This window comes from Aestuariivirga sp., from assembly GCF_037139295.1.
Classification (GTDB): domain Bacteria; phylum Pseudomonadota; class Alphaproteobacteria; order Rhizobiales; family Aestuariivirgaceae; genus Aestuariivirga.
Genome location: NZ_JBAXGR010000007.1, coordinates 52,300 through 65,670, shown reverse-complemented (window position 1 = coordinate 65,670; position 13,371 = coordinate 52,300). Strand labels below are relative to the sequence as shown.

General features: G+C 66.0%; 12 protein-coding genes. 4 read left to right on the top strand and 8 right to left on the bottom strand.

Annotated features, from left to right (window positions below):
• Both WCJ41_RS04090 and WCJ41_RS04085 read left to right on the top strand, forming a co-directional pair.
• Complete coding sequence (locus WCJ41_RS04090; protein ID WP_336904557.1) at positions 1 to 1,512, top strand: FGGY-family carbohydrate kinase; 1,512 nt, start codon at positions 1 to 3, stop codon at positions 1,510 to 1,512.
• Positions 1,509 to 2,156, top strand: a complete 648-nt coding sequence (locus WCJ41_RS04085) for an HAD family phosphatase (RefSeq protein WP_336904556.1) — start codon at positions 1,509 to 1,511, stop codon at positions 2,154 to 2,156. The genes WCJ41_RS04090 and WCJ41_RS04085 overlap by 4 nt, the downstream gene beginning before the upstream one ends.
• Positions 2,157 to 2,181: 25 nt before the next feature.
• Here WCJ41_RS04085 and WCJ41_RS04080 read toward each other — a convergent pair whose 3' ends face one another.
• The 5 genes from WCJ41_RS04080 to WCJ41_RS04060 form a co-directional block, all read right to left on the bottom strand.
• Positions 2,182 to 3,174: an alcohol dehydrogenase catalytic domain-containing protein gene (locus WCJ41_RS04080; protein ID WP_336904555.1), complete on the bottom strand. Its 993-nt coding sequence runs from the start codon at positions 3,172 to 3,174 to the stop codon at positions 2,182 to 2,184.
• 11 nt (positions 3,175 to 3,185) lie between these two features.
• On the bottom strand, positions 3,186 to 3,950 hold the full coding sequence (locus WCJ41_RS04075; protein WP_336904554.1) for a glucose 1-dehydrogenase: 765 nt from the start codon (positions 3,948 to 3,950) through the stop codon (positions 3,186 to 3,188).
• Between the two features lies 1 nt (position 3,951).
• Positions 3,952 to 4,725 carry an ABC transporter ATP-binding protein gene (locus tag WCJ41_RS04070; RefSeq protein ID WP_336904553.1) on the bottom strand — a complete coding sequence of 258 codons (774 nt, stop codon included), beginning with the start codon at positions 4,723 to 4,725 and terminating at the stop codon, positions 3,952 to 3,954.
• Positions 4,726 to 4,727: 2 nt separating this feature from the next.
• On the bottom strand, positions 4,728 to 5,531 hold the full coding sequence (locus WCJ41_RS04065; protein ID WP_336904552.1) for an ABC transporter permease: 804 nt from the start codon (positions 5,529 to 5,531) through the stop codon (positions 4,728 to 4,730).
• 68 nt (positions 5,532 to 5,599) lie between these two features.
• Complete coding sequence (locus WCJ41_RS04060) at positions 5,600 to 6,586, bottom strand: ABC transporter substrate-binding protein (RefSeq protein ID WP_336904551.1); 987 nt, start codon at positions 6,584 to 6,586, stop codon at positions 5,600 to 5,602.
• Positions 6,587 to 6,784: 198 nt separating this feature from the next.
• Here WCJ41_RS04060 and WCJ41_RS04055 point away from each other — a divergent pair, with 198 nt between their 5' ends.
• Both WCJ41_RS04055 and WCJ41_RS04050 read left to right on the top strand, forming a co-directional pair.
• The gene (locus tag WCJ41_RS04055; protein ID WP_336904550.1) at positions 6,785 to 8,890 is read left to right on the top strand and encodes an FAD-dependent oxidoreductase; all 2,106 of its coding nucleotides are present in this window, start codon (positions 6,785 to 6,787) and stop codon (positions 8,888 to 8,890) included.
• 95 nt (positions 8,891 to 8,985) lie between these two features.
• Positions 8,986 to 9,726 carry a VIT family protein gene (locus tag WCJ41_RS04050; RefSeq protein ID WP_336904549.1) on the top strand — a complete coding sequence of 247 codons (741 nt, stop codon included), beginning with the start codon at positions 8,986 to 8,988 and terminating at the stop codon, positions 9,724 to 9,726.
• On the opposite strand, the gene WCJ41_RS04045 is transcribed toward WCJ41_RS04050, so the two are convergent.
• The 3 genes from WCJ41_RS04045 to WCJ41_RS04035 are packed head-to-tail and all read right to left on the bottom strand — an operon-like array spanning position 9,723 to position 13,363.
• Positions 9,723 to 10,688: an FAD:protein FMN transferase gene (locus WCJ41_RS04045; protein WP_336904548.1), complete on the bottom strand. Its 966-nt coding sequence runs from the start codon at positions 10,686 to 10,688 to the stop codon at positions 9,723 to 9,725. The two genes, WCJ41_RS04050 and WCJ41_RS04045, sit on opposite strands and share 4 nt — an antisense overlap.
• Entirely contained in the window at positions 10,669 to 12,876 is a 2,208-nt protein-coding gene (locus tag WCJ41_RS04040) for a PepSY domain-containing protein (protein ID WP_336904547.1), read from the bottom strand. Before WCJ41_RS04040 ends, WCJ41_RS04045 begins: the two co-directional genes overlap by 20 nt.
• A 13-nt stretch (positions 12,877 to 12,889) precedes the next feature.
• Positions 12,890 to 13,363 carry a DUF2271 domain-containing protein gene (locus WCJ41_RS04035; RefSeq protein WP_336904575.1) on the bottom strand — a complete coding sequence of 158 codons (474 nt, stop codon included), beginning with the start codon at positions 13,361 to 13,363 and terminating at the stop codon, positions 12,890 to 12,892.
• Between the last annotated feature and the right edge of the window lie 8 nt (positions 13,364 to 13,371).

The window sequence follows — 13,371 nt, the reverse complement described above, 5'->3', positions numbered from 1 at the left end:
ATGAGCCTCGTCCTCGGCCTCGACATCGGCACCACCTCGACGATTGGCATCCTGCTCGAGCTGCCGGACCGCATCGTTGCGACCGTGAGCCGCCCGGTCACCCTCGCCTCGCCGCATCCCGGCTGGGCCGAGGAAGACCCCCGCCAGTGGTGGGACAACGTCACGGAGATCACCCGCGAGATCCTCGCCGTGTCCGGCATCAAGGCGGATGCGATCGATGCGATTGGCGTCACCGGCATGCTGCCGGCCCTCGTGCTGCTCGATACGGAGGGCCATGTGCTGCGCCCCTCGATCCAGCAGAGCGACGGGCGCAGCGGGCAGGAAGTGGCGGAGATGAAGGCCCAGCTGGACGAAGCAGCTTTTCTGAAGAAGGCCGGCAATGGCATCAACCAGCAGCTCATCGCCACCAAGCTGCGCTGGATCAGGCGGCACGAGCCGCACGTCTTCTCGCGCATCGCCACCGTCTTCGGGTCCTATGACTACATCAACTGGCGGCTGACGGGCGAGCGCGCCATCGAGCAGAACTGGGCGCTGGAGGGAGGCTTCGTCGATGTCGCGCGGGATGAACTCGATGACGGCCTCATCGCGCTCACGGGGCTGGCCCGCGAAGCCATTCCCCCCAAGGCGATCTCACACTGGGTGCTGGGGCACGTCACGGCGGAGGCCGCAAAGGCCACGGGCCTCACCGAAGGAACACCCGTTGCGGGTGGTGCGGCCGATCTCATCGCATCGGCACTCGGCGCAGGCATCACAAAAAAGGGGGACGTGCTGCTGAAGTTCGGCGGCTCCGTCGACATCCTCATCGCCACCGACAAGGTGGTGCCCGATGCGCGGATGTTCCTCGACTATCACCTGGTGCCCGGCCTCTACATGCCGAATGGCTGCATGTCGACGGGGGGCTCCGGGCTCAACTGGTTCGCCAAGTCATTCTGCGGCGGCCTTGACGCAACCGCGCAGGCCAAGGGACTCAGCATCCACCAGTATCTCGACACGCTTGCAGCCAAGATACCCGCAGGTGCGGAAGGCCTCACCATCCTCCCCTATTTTCTCGGCGAGAAGACACCGATCCATGATCCGGCAGCACGCGGCGTGTTCGACGGGCTCACCCTGTCGCACGGGCCCGCCCATGTGTGGCGCGCCCTGCTCGAGGCCTATGCCTATGCGCTGCGCCACCATGTGGAGGTGCTGAATGACATGGGCCATGCGATGACGAACTTCATCGTCTCCGACGGCGGCTCCGACAGCGCGCTGTGGATGCAGATCGTGGCCGACGTGCTGCAGCAGCCGGTGCAGCGGTTGACCGGCCACCCCGGCTCCTGCATCGGTGCAGCCTGGACGGCGGCGATCGCCGCGGAACTGACCGACGACTGGTCCGGCATCAACCGCTTCGTCAGCAACGCCGGCCAGCTCGCGCCCCAACCCGGCCAGCGTCGGGTGTACGAGGACGGCTACCGCCGCTTCCGCGATCTCTACGAGCGCCTGAAGGACCGGCCTGCCACGGGGGCCCAGTGAACGTTCGGGCCATCGCCTGGGACGTCGACGGCACGCTGGTCGACAGCGAGCCACTGCATCACCGCGCCTTGCTCGCCGGCTCGGCCCATTTCGGCGTCGATCTCTCTGACCTGCCGGACGAGGCCTTTCGTGGCGTTCACATGGGTGACGTGTGGAAGATCCTGCAGCCGCGCCTGCCCACGAGCCTTGCCGAAGCTGAGTGGCTCACAGCCATCAACCACCATTATGTGAACCATCGCCACGAACTCGCCCCCGTGCCGCAGGCCGTCGATACGATCCGCGCCCTCGCAGAGATGGGGTTGCCGCAGGTCTGCGTGTCCAACTCGGCGCGGATGATCGTCGATTCCAATCTCGATGCACTGGGAGTTGCCAGGTATATGGCCTTCTCGATCAGCCTCGACGACGTGGTACATGGCAAGCCCGATCCATGGCCATATGCCGAGGCCTGCCGTCGTCTCGGCGCCGCACCGGCCACGGTTCTGGCCATCGAGGACAGCCAGACCGGCATCACCTCCGCGCTCGCAGCCGGCCTGCGCTGCGCGGCGCTGGGCTTCGACGACGGGGCTGGCTATCACGGCATTTCAGACCTGCACGAGGTGTTGCGCATCGCCCGCCACGGCGGCGGATCATCAGACACACGATGAGAGCAGACCATGAGGTTGAGCTCACTCAGGGACGAATGATCGTCTTCAGTCCGTCCGCATCACCCGCGATCAGGCGTTCATAGGCCTGCGGCACCTCGGCGAGCGTGATGTGCCGGTCGATGAGCTGACGGGCCTGGGGGCCCGTGCGCGCGAGAAGTGCGATGGCGTCCGGCAGTTCATCCCTGAAGGCATGGCAGCCGATGAGGCTCACCTCGCGCTCGACGAGGAGATTGGGGTCGAGGTCCATCCTTCCATGCATGATGCCGACGAGCGCGATGGTGCCACCTGCCGACATGCAGTCCATGAGGCTGGAAAGCGCTGAGGTGCTGCCCGTGGCCTCGATGGCAAACTGGATGCCACTGCCCACCGATGCAGGCTCCAGCGCCACGGACTTCGCACCCGTCACCGCGCAGACGCGGGCGGTGCGGCGGGTGTTGCGGTCGGCAACGCGAATGTCGCGATGGCCCTGTGCCGCGAGCACCAGCGCGGCGAGGCCGCCGATGGGGCCGCAGCCGGCGATCAGCACCGGCGCATCGGGGTCGGGCCGCAGCCGCTTCACGGCATGCAGCGCCACGGCCACGGGCTCTGCCATCACGGCGGCATCATCGGGAAGATCATCAGGCAGCCTGTGCAGCAGGTGACGGGGCAGGCTCGTGTGTTCGGCAAAGCCGCCATCGCAGATTTCGCCCACGAAGCCGAGCTTGGCGCAGAGATGGTGGTTGCCCGCCTTGCAGGCCGCGCACGCGCAGCACCAGAAGCGCGAATCCGCCACCACGCGGTCGCCAATTGCGAGATCAACGATACCCTCACCCAAGGCCGTGACGCGGCCGATCAACTCATGGCCCGGCACCGAAGGGCTGCGGCTGATCCACTGGCCGGTGCGAAAATTGTGGAGGTCCGAGCCGCAGATGCCGGCGGCGGTGACAGCGAGGTTGACCCAGCGCGGCTGCGGCGCTGCGGGTGCGGCGATGTCCTCGACGCGGAGATCGCCCTTGGCGTACAGCCTCACGGCCCTCATGACATGTCCTTTCAGATCGAGGCGAGGAAGCCGCCATCTACGGGGAAGCACTGCCCGGTGATGTAGCCCGAGGCGCGCGAGGCGAGGAACACGGCGATGCCGTCGAGATCGCTCAGCTCGCCGAAGCGGGCCATGGGGATCTTGGCCTTCATCGCCTGCTGCCATGCATCGTTCTGGTAGAACACCTCCGTCATCGCGGTGCGGAAGTAGCCTGGCGCTATGGCGTTGACGCGGATGCCGAGAGAAGCCCATTCGGCGGCCAGCGCCCGCGTCATGCCGAGCAGCCCGGTCTTGGAGGAGCCATAGGGCACGGCGGAGGGGATGCCGACCTCGGTGGTGAGCGAGCAGAGATTGATGATCGAGCCGCCTGACGTCATGCGCCTTGCCGCGGCCTGGGCGCAGAAGAAGGCGCCCTTCAGGTTGGTGTCGAGGATCCTGTCCCAGATCTCTTCCGTCACCTTGAGCGAGGGCTTCACCTCCTCGACGCCGGCATTGTTGACGAGGATGGAGAGGCCACCCAGCTGCTCGGCAGCAGCGCCAACTGCCTTGTCGACCTGCGCCACATCACGCACGTCCAGCGCCAGCGGCACGGCCTTGCGTCCGAGCTTCGCGATCTCCCTTGCGCAAGCTTCAAGGCTCGTCACATCGCGCGCCGTGATGGCGACATCCGCGCCGGCGCGGGCCAGCGCCATGGCGAGCTCCTGCCCGATGCCGCGGCTGGCGCCGGTGACCAGCGCCGTCTGCCCTGAGAGATCAAAGAGCGAGAGGTCCGGCATGTCAGTGGTCCTCGTCGATCTCGTCGCGCAGTTCATTGAGGATGCGGCGCTTCAGGGCAATGAAGTCCGGCTCCAGCTCCACGTCCGGATTGCGCGGGCGGGGAATGTCGATGCGGATGTCGGCCTTAAGCTTGCCGGGCCGCGCCGTCATCACGATCACCCGGTCGCCCAGCAGGATGGCCTCGTCGATATCATGCGTCACGAAGGCCACCGTCTTGTGGGAATGCTCCCACACCCGCAGCAGCAGCTTCTGCATGGTGTGGCGAGTCTGGCTGTCGAGTGCGCCGAAGGGCTCGTCCATCAGCAATATGTCCGGGTCATTGGCGAGCGCACGGGCAATCGCCACGCGCTGCATCATGCCGCCTGAAAGCTGCTTGGGATAATGGTCTGCAAAGGCCGTAAGGCCCACCTCGTTCAGATAGTGATCGACAATCTTGTTGCGCTCGGCCTGAGGCAGCCCCTTGCGGCGCGGGCCGTATTCGACGTTCCGCCGCACGGTGAGCCAGGGAAACAGCGTGTAGGACTGGAACACCATGCCGCGATCACCACCAGGCGCCTCGACACGCTTGCCGGAGGCCAGGATGCTGCCCGATGTGGCGTCATGGAGACCCGCCGCGATGTAGAGCAGGCTCGACTTGCCGCAGCCCGAGGGGCCGACGATGACGGTGAACTCGTTGGGCTTCACTTCGAAGGAAATGCCGTCGAGCGCCAGAACGCTCTTCTCGCCCTTGCCATAGGTGAGGGTGACGTCCTGGATGGAGAGGCTGCCCTTCATGCTCAGGCCGCCCATGGGCAGAGCCAGCGCCGGAGCAGGCGGAAGGCCATGTCGGAGATCAGGCCGAGGAGGCCGATCAGCATGATGGCGAGGAAGATCGTATCCACCTGGAAGCCGCGCATGGCCTTGAGCGAGATGAAGCCGAGGCCGGAGTTTGCAGCGACGAGTTCCGCCACCACCAGGTAGGTCCAGGCCCAGCCCATGGTGACGCGCAGCGTGTTGATGATGTTGGGGAGCGCTGCCGGAAAGATGACGTGCCAGATCGCCTCGTTGCGCCGGGTGCCCAGCGTGTAGCTGGCGTTGACGAGGTCGCGCGACACCGCGTGGGCCTCGTCCGCGATCATGATGAGCTGGGAGAAGAAGACGCCGAAGAAGATCACCGTGATGCGCTGGCTGATGCCGATGCCGATCCACAGGATGAACAGCGGCACCAGCGAGGTGACGGGCAGGTAGCGGATGAAGTTGACGAGCGGCTCGAGCGCGGCCTGCACGATCTTGTAGGTGCCCATGTAAAGGCCCAGCGGAACGGCGATCACGGCGGAGAGGATGAAGCCGAGGATCACCACCTTCACGCTCGACCAGATATGGACGAACAGCGTGCCGTCGGACGCGAGCGTGATGCCGCGGCGGATGACGGCATCCGGCACCGGCAGGAACATGTCTGCGACATAGCCGCCATAAGAGGCGAACGCCCAGACGCCAAGGACCAGCGCCCAGACGATGCAGGCGGCGACCAACGCGGCTGTTGCGGGGATATCGCCGAAGGGCGTGGTGAAGCTCTGCAGGAGCGTGCGTTTGGTGGCCATGGACCTGTCCGGAATGGAAACAAGGCGGGCCCGATTGCCCGCCCTGCTTCAGCTGTTCTGCGAAGCCGTCACTTCACGTTGAGGAAGGACGTGTCGATCAGATCGTTGTAGCCGATGTCCATCTTCATCTTCTGGAAGCCGCCCCAGATCTTGTTGCCCATGGCCATCAGGTCCTTGGCTTCGCCCTTGTCGGGCGTGCCGAAGAACTCGATGTTGCGGGCCTGGTCATAGAAGCGCACGCCCTTGGCGGCCTCGGCGAAGTCTTCCGGCTTCTCGAGATAGCCGCCGACACCCTTGGCCATGATGGCATAGGCCTCGTCCGGGTTGGTCTTGATGAACTCGACCGCCTTGAACAGGCCCTTGTTGAAGGCCTCGACGTCCTTGGGGTTGTTCTTGATGTAGTCGCAGGTGAGGTCGACCACGTCGACGATGAGGCCGGGCGTCTCGGCGGAATCGATCAGCACCTTGCCCTGCTTCTTGGTGCGCACCAGCGACAGGTGCGGCTCCCACGTCACCGCGGCAGGGATCTGCCCGGCGATGAAGGCGGCGGCGGCATCGTCCGCCGTCATGTTGGTGATCTCGAGGTCCTTCTCGGTCATGCCCTCGCGGGTGAGCAGGATGTTGAACCAGAACTGCGACACCGAGCCCTCGTTCATGCCCACCTGCTTGCCCTTGAGGTCCTTCAGCGACTTCACGTCCTCGCGCACCAGCACGCCGTCGCCGCCGTGGCTGTCATCGAGAGCGGCCACCGCCTTGAAGCAGAATTCGGGCGAGCGATACTTCATGATCTCGTCGAGCGTCGAGGCATTGCCGTCAAGTTCGCCGGCAGCGACCGCGGCCATGTAGATCGCGGCGTCCTCGATGATGCGGAGCTCCACGTCGAGGCCGTTCTCCTTGAAGAAGCCCTTATCGCGCGCCAGGAACATCGGGCCATAGCCCACCCAGGTGGTCATGCCCAACCGCATGGTGCCCGCAGATGCCGGGATGGTTGAAATCGCCATGACCACGCCGGCGGTTGCACCAGTGGCCAGTTTGAGAAGGGTCTTGATGTTCATGTGCCTCGTTCCTCTGTTTCCACGCCCATTGCGATTCGGCAGGCGGTTCTGTGCGGCCCTGCCGGGAGCCGATCATAGGAGCATGCAGTGCGCGGGCGGAAAAGTACTTTTTTGCGCAGGCACGCCTGCCACCCCGGCATTGCAGGGTCGCCGCTGCTGGGCCTAGAGTTTCGGTGAACCCTGACGGAGCCCCGCAATATGAGCCGCGACCCGCGCTACGACATCCTCTTCGAGCCCGTGAAGATCGGGCCGGTGACCACCAAGAACCGCTTCTTCCAGGTGCCCCACTGCAACGGCATGGGCTATCGTGACGCAACGGCACTGGCCACCATGCGGGCCATCAAGGCCGAGGGCGGCTGGGGTGTTGTCTGCACGGAGCAGGTGGAAATCCACCCCACGGGTGACATCGCCCCCTTCATCGAACTCCGCATCTGGGATGACCAGGACCTGCCGATGCTGGCGCGCATCGCGGATGCCGTGAAATCCAAGGGCGCGCTCGCCGGGCTGCAGCTTGCCCACAACAGCATGAATGCGCCGAACCTCTACTCGCGCGAGATCCCGCTGGGGCCGATGGACCTGCCGGTCTACAGCTATTTCAGCGACCCCGTGCAGGTGCGCGCCATGGACAAGGAAGACATCCGCAACTTCCGCAAATGGCACCGCGATGCAGCCATCAGGGCCAAGCGCGCGGGGTTCAACCTCATCTATGTCTATGCCGGCAAGCTGTTCGGCCTGCCGATGTATTTCCTCTCCCGCCGCTTCAACCAGCGCACCGACGAATATGGCGGCAGCCTGGAAAACCGCGCACGCTTCCTGAAGGAGCTGATCGAGGACACCAAGGACGCAGTGGGCGACACTTGCGCGGTGCCCTGCCGCATCTCGGTCGACGAGATGGTGGGGGACGAAGGCATCCATGCGGCGGAAGCGCAGGACATCATCGGGCACCTGGCCGAACTCCCCGACCTGTGGGACCTGACGCTGTCCGGCTGGGAGTATGACAGCCAGACCTCGCGCTTCGCCGAAGAGGGCTACCAGCTGCCCTTTATCCGCGGCATCAAGCAGCTCACCACCAAGCCGGTCGTCAGCGTCGGCCGCTATACCTCGCCAGACCTGATGGTGAAGCTGGTGCGCGATGGCGTGATCGATCTGATCGGCGCGGCGCGCCCCTCGATCGCCGATCCCTATCTGCCGAAGAAGATCGAGGAGGGCCGCATCGAGGACATCCGCGAATGCATCGGCTGCAACATGTGCGTTGCGGGTGACTTCACCATGACACCCAGCCGCTGCACGCAGAACCCGTCCTTCGGCGACGAGTGGCGGCGCGGCTGGCATCCGGAGACGATCCGCAGCGTGAAGACCGATACGAAGGTTCTCGTCGTGGGCGCCGGACCCGCCGGGCTCGAGGCGGCGATGATGCTGGGGCGCCGCGGCGTCGAGGTGGCGCTGGCCGAAAAGGGTGAGCCCGGCGGCCGCGTGCTGCGCGAGGCGAGGCTGCCCGGCCTTTCCGCCTGGAAGCGCGTGGCGGATTACCGGCTGGGCCAGCTGCAGCGCGTCACCAATGTCACGCTCTATCGCGACAGCGCGCTCACCGCGGATGACATTCTGGGCTTCGGCTTCGCGCACGTGGCAATTGCCACCGGCTCTGCCTGGCGCACCGATGGCGTTGGCCGCCGCCTGCTGCGGCCCGCGCCGCTTGAAGGTGCCGATGTTCTGTCGCCGGATGACCTGATGGCGGGCAAGCGCCCGAAGCACCGCAATGTCGTGATCTTCGACGATGACCACTATTACATGGGCGGCGTGCTGGCCGAGCTTCTGGTGAAGGAAGGCTTCGAGGTTTCCGTGGTCACGCCGGCCGCCGAAGTCTCCACCTGGATGCGCATGACCATGGAGCAGCTCTTCGTTCAGCACCGGCTGGTGAACCTTGGCGTGAAGATCATTTCGCACCACCACCTGCTGCGCGCCGACGCTGCCGGCGTCACCTATGCCTGCGGCTTCACCGGCAAGGAGACGACGATCGAAGGCTGCTCGCTGGTGCCGGTGACGGCGCGACTGCCGCACAATTCGGCTGGGCGAGAGCTTCTGGCGCGGCGTGACGAGTGGTCTGCGGCTGGCATCAAGTCCGTCACCATCATCGGTGATGCGCTGGCGCCGGGCACCATCGCCGCTGCCGTGTGGGCGGGGCGGCGCTATGCCGAGGAGTTCGACGCCGATGAGGGACCGGTGCCCAAGGACATGCGCCGCGAGGTGACGGGGCTGGCGGAAGGACCCTTCTACTGGGACCGCACGGCGCCTGCAGCGACGTGATGCGGCCGCGCCCGCGCTGATTGGCCTGCTTGCGGCAGATCATTGCGCATGGCAGGACAAAAGCACGAGATGACTGTGACAATGCGAGGCACGCCGTGACTGCACCACCCGCCAACAACACCAACACGCCCGGCCTGAACTATCAGTCGGCGCATGAGGAAGTGCATTACATCAACCGTTCGGGCTGGCTGCGGGCGGCGGTGCTGGGCGCCAATGACGGCATCGTGTCGGTGTCCTCGCTGCTCGTCGGCGTGGCGGCGGCGAACCCCGGTCCGGGCGCTGTCCTCGTCGCGGGCTTCGCAGGCCTCGCGGCAGGTGCCATGTCGATGGCCGCCGGCGAATATGTGTCCGTGAGTTCGCAGTCGGACATCGAACAGGCCGACATCGCCCGCGAGCGCCAGGCCATCATCGACACGCCGGAGGCGGAAGAGCGCGAGCTCGTATCGATCTTCGAATCACGCGGCCTGTCGCCGGCAACCGCTGCACTGGTGGCCCGCGAACTGACCGAAAAGGATGCGCTGGGGGCCCATGTGCGCGAGGAATTGGGGCTTTCCGAAGTCCACACCGCCAACCCGCTGCAGGCCGCCATGGCCTCGGGCCTCACCTTCTGCGTTGCTGCGGCCCTGCCGCTGGCTGCCGCCGCGCTGGCACCCGCGGACTATGTCATCACCACCGTCGTCGTCACCACGCTCGTGGCACTGGCCGGCCTCGGCGCGCTTGGCGCCCATGCGGGTGCGGCCCCGAAGATTCCGGCGACGCTGCGCGTTCTCTTCTGGGGTGCGGCCGCCATGGCGATCACCGCAGGCGTCGGCCGCCTTTTCGGCGTGAGCGTTTAAGGAGCGGACCGCGCACCGGAGCTGAACAGCGGCCCCACGGGGCGCGCGGTGATCTCGCCCGATGCGCCTCGCAGCAGGAACAGCACCTCGAGCCCGAAACGCTGCTGGAGGTCGGCCGCCTTGTCTGCCCCCAGCACCATCAGCGCGGTCGCCCAGGCATCGGCCTCGGCACAGCTTCTGGCGACAACCGTCACCGAAGCGGGGCTCGCCGCCAGCGGCGCACCACGGCGCGGGTCCATGGTGTGCGACAGGCGCGTGCCCTGCACATCCACCCAGTGGCGATAGTCGCCCGAGGTGGCCACGGCGGCATCGCTGAGCGCCAGCACCGAATGCGCAGCGCGGCGCGCGTGGTCGGGCTGCTCGACGGCAATGGTCCAGGCCTCGCCATCAGGCCTCAGCCCCCTGGCGCGCATCTCGCCATCAATGCCGGCGAGGAATGACGTGACGCCGAACTGCTCGAGAACGGCGGCAAGGCGATCGACACCATAGCCCTTGGCAATACCGTTGAGATCAAGCGTCACCGCCGCGCGCTTGCGCAGCCTGGCGTCCGCGATGTCGATGATCTCCCAGCTCGGTTGGCGCGGCGCAGACAGCGCAATGCGAATGCGCTCGCCTGTGGCCGCCTCGGGCCCGAAGCCCCATGCCGTTACGGCATCACCCATGCAGACGTCGAAGGCACCACCCGATGCACGTCCGATCTCCAGTCCGAGGCGCAATACCTCGATGAGCCTCTCAGGTGCATCGATCCATTCGCCCACCGGTGCGCGGTTGATGCGCATCAGGTCGCTGTCGGGCTTCCAGCTGGACATCTGGCCATCGACCTCCTCCACCGCCGCCTGCAGCGCAGCGTTCAAGGGTGAAACATCGAAGCCGGGATCGGTGAAGAACAGCGCCGACCAGCGAGTTCCCATGGTCGGCCCGTTGAGGGCGTGGCGGGTCAGTTCAGTAGACGTCTTCGACATATCGCCCCTGGGCTCGCAGCATGGCCGGTGTCAGCCCGGCGGGAGCGAGGATATCAGCCAGCGCCTCCGAAACACCAGCCGCCATCTCGCGGCCGCCGCACACCATGATGCGCGCGCCCTGCCCGATCAGGTCCATCACATGGGCACGCTGCATGTGGAGTGCGTACTGCACATAATGCGGGCGCTGCCCGCGCGAGGCAGCGGTGTATATCTTGCGAAGGCGGCCCTCGGCCTGCCACTGCGCCAGTTCCTCGCCATAGAGGAAGTCGCTCGTCGCGTTGCGCATGCCGAAGAACAGGTGCATGGCGCGGCGGGTACCATTGGCGCGCACGAAGCCTGCGAGCGGCCCGATGCCCGAGCCCGCGCCCACCAGGATCACCGGGGTCTCGCCTTCACCAGGGCGGAAGGCGGGGTTGGACTTCAAGAAGGCTGACATGCTGTCACCGGGTTCGAGTGCCGTGAGTTGGCCCGAGCACAGGCCACCCGGCTGGCGGCGCACCACGATCTCGATGAAGCCATCTGTCGCGGCGGATGCCAGCGAATAGAAGCGCGGCACGGTGGAGCCCTGCGGAATGACGCCCAGCAGGTCGCCCGCTTCGAAGCGTGCGAAACCCGATCCCGTCAGGCGCTGCCACAGGCTGAGGCGCGGCAGGCTGAAGCGCAGGATGGCGCTGGGTGCCTGGACTTCGGCCCCATAGTCGCGCCGCGAGACGAGCGTGAGAGCCGTCGTGGCAGGAGCCACGGGCTGATGATGGAGTTCGATCGGAAGGCCCAGCACCGTGCCGAGGTCGCTGCCCCAGCGGGCAAAGTCCTGGGCCGACTGGCGGTCGACGGTGGCGAGGTCGAGAAGCTCGCGCCAGCCCTTGCGCGCGGCGAGCTGCGAGATCTTCTCGGCATAGCCACAAAATTGCGGGAAGCTGCTGTCACCGAAGCCCAGCACGGCGAGCGAGGCTCCGGGTGCCGCCGTCATCGCCTCAAGCTTGGCGAGGAAGCCCTTGGCGGAGGCCGGCTCATCGCCATTGCCATAGGTGGAGGCGAGGATGATGACATGCTGCGCATGGCCCAGCTGTGCCGCATCGAAGCGCGACAGTGCGGCCGTGTGCACGCTCTGGCCCGCATCATGCAATGCCTTGTGCAAGGTTGCGGCGAAGCCCCAGGTGCTGCCACCCTCGCTGCCGACGAGAACGACGGTCTGCGCCTTGCCGATCGCCGCATTGGCGCGGATGCGCGGACGGCTGCGGCGGCCGGACAGCCACATCACGAAACCAGTCACGGCCATCACCGGAACGCCAAGTGCCAGATAGCCGAGCAGCAGGCCAAGCACCGCGGCACCCTGGCCGGTGTGCAGCATGTAGATGGTTTCGGACACGCGCTCCCAGCCACCGAGATCGCTCCACACCAGCATCGCACCGGTGCCCTGGTCGATATAGCCCTGGCCCTTGTCGGTCTTCAGGGTGAACACGTCGGTCGGATCATCTGCCACAGGGAATGAGAGTTCGCGCAGGCTGGCGACGGGCGTGGTGCGAAGGGCCGTCATCGCGGAGACCTCGATGCCGGTCTGGCCGCTGACGTCGGCTGGAATGGTGATCGCTGCGGGCTGGTCGGGCAAAAAGCCGAAGGTCGAGACGGTCATCCACAGTGCCGTGACGGATGACAGCATGAGACCGGCAACCGCGATGCGGGCGATCTCAACATGGAGACGCCCGGCCAACGGGCCCTTGAGGGGCGAGAACCAGCGCCGCCAGCCGCCTGCGCGCCGTGCCACGAGCAACATGCCCGACAGCGACAGCACCATCATGGCAACGGCGCCAACGGCCATCACGATGCGACCGCTGTCATCGAGGAACAATGAGCGGTGCAGCGTGGTGAGCCAGCGCTGCACCGGATTGGGATCGGCGGAGCCCAGCGCCTTGCCGGTGGCGGGGTCGATGGTGGCGGCATTGGCGACGTCACCCTCGAACCAATAGGCGGTGGTCCGCCCCGATGGCGCACGCTTGATCTGCTCGACAGTCGGATAGTTCGCCTTGATGTGCGAGGCGAGCTCCGCGACGGTCATGCTTGTTTCGGCCTGTGGTGCCGAGAGGTGGTCGGCCGCCGGAAACACCGACAGGGCCGCGCCACTCAGCGACAGGAGCATGACGAGCAGCAGGGCGATGAGCCCCGGCCAACGGTGCAGCAGACGGATCATCGCCGGGTCTTCCTTACATGCCGTAGGTGAAGGACGAGATGTAGCGACGGCCCTTTACGGCATTGCCGGCACCGGCCGTGGTCAGCGGCAGCACGACGTCGTTCGGGCTCTCGCGCATGTTCTCGGCGGCGGCATCGATGTGCAGCGTGTAACCGGCATCGAACAGCGCATCCTTGAGATCGAGCGTCACCTTGAGGGTGCGGCCGGAACCGACGCTGGCACCCGTAATGCCGTTGACCTGCGCGGTGTCACCACCCGTGGCGCGGTACCATCCGGCCAGATGATCGAAGTAGCGGGTGCGCGAACCGGCGAGCCACAGGCTGCCGGCATATTTCCCCGACTTGTCGGTGACATACAACGCCAGATAGGCATTGTTGCCACCGTAGTTCTTGATGGTGGTGATGAAGGTCACGGGCTTCGCCATGACCTCGGCGGCGGAAAAGCTCAGCGCCGTTGTCAGGGCGAGGGCGGCGAGAATGGATTTTATCATGTTCT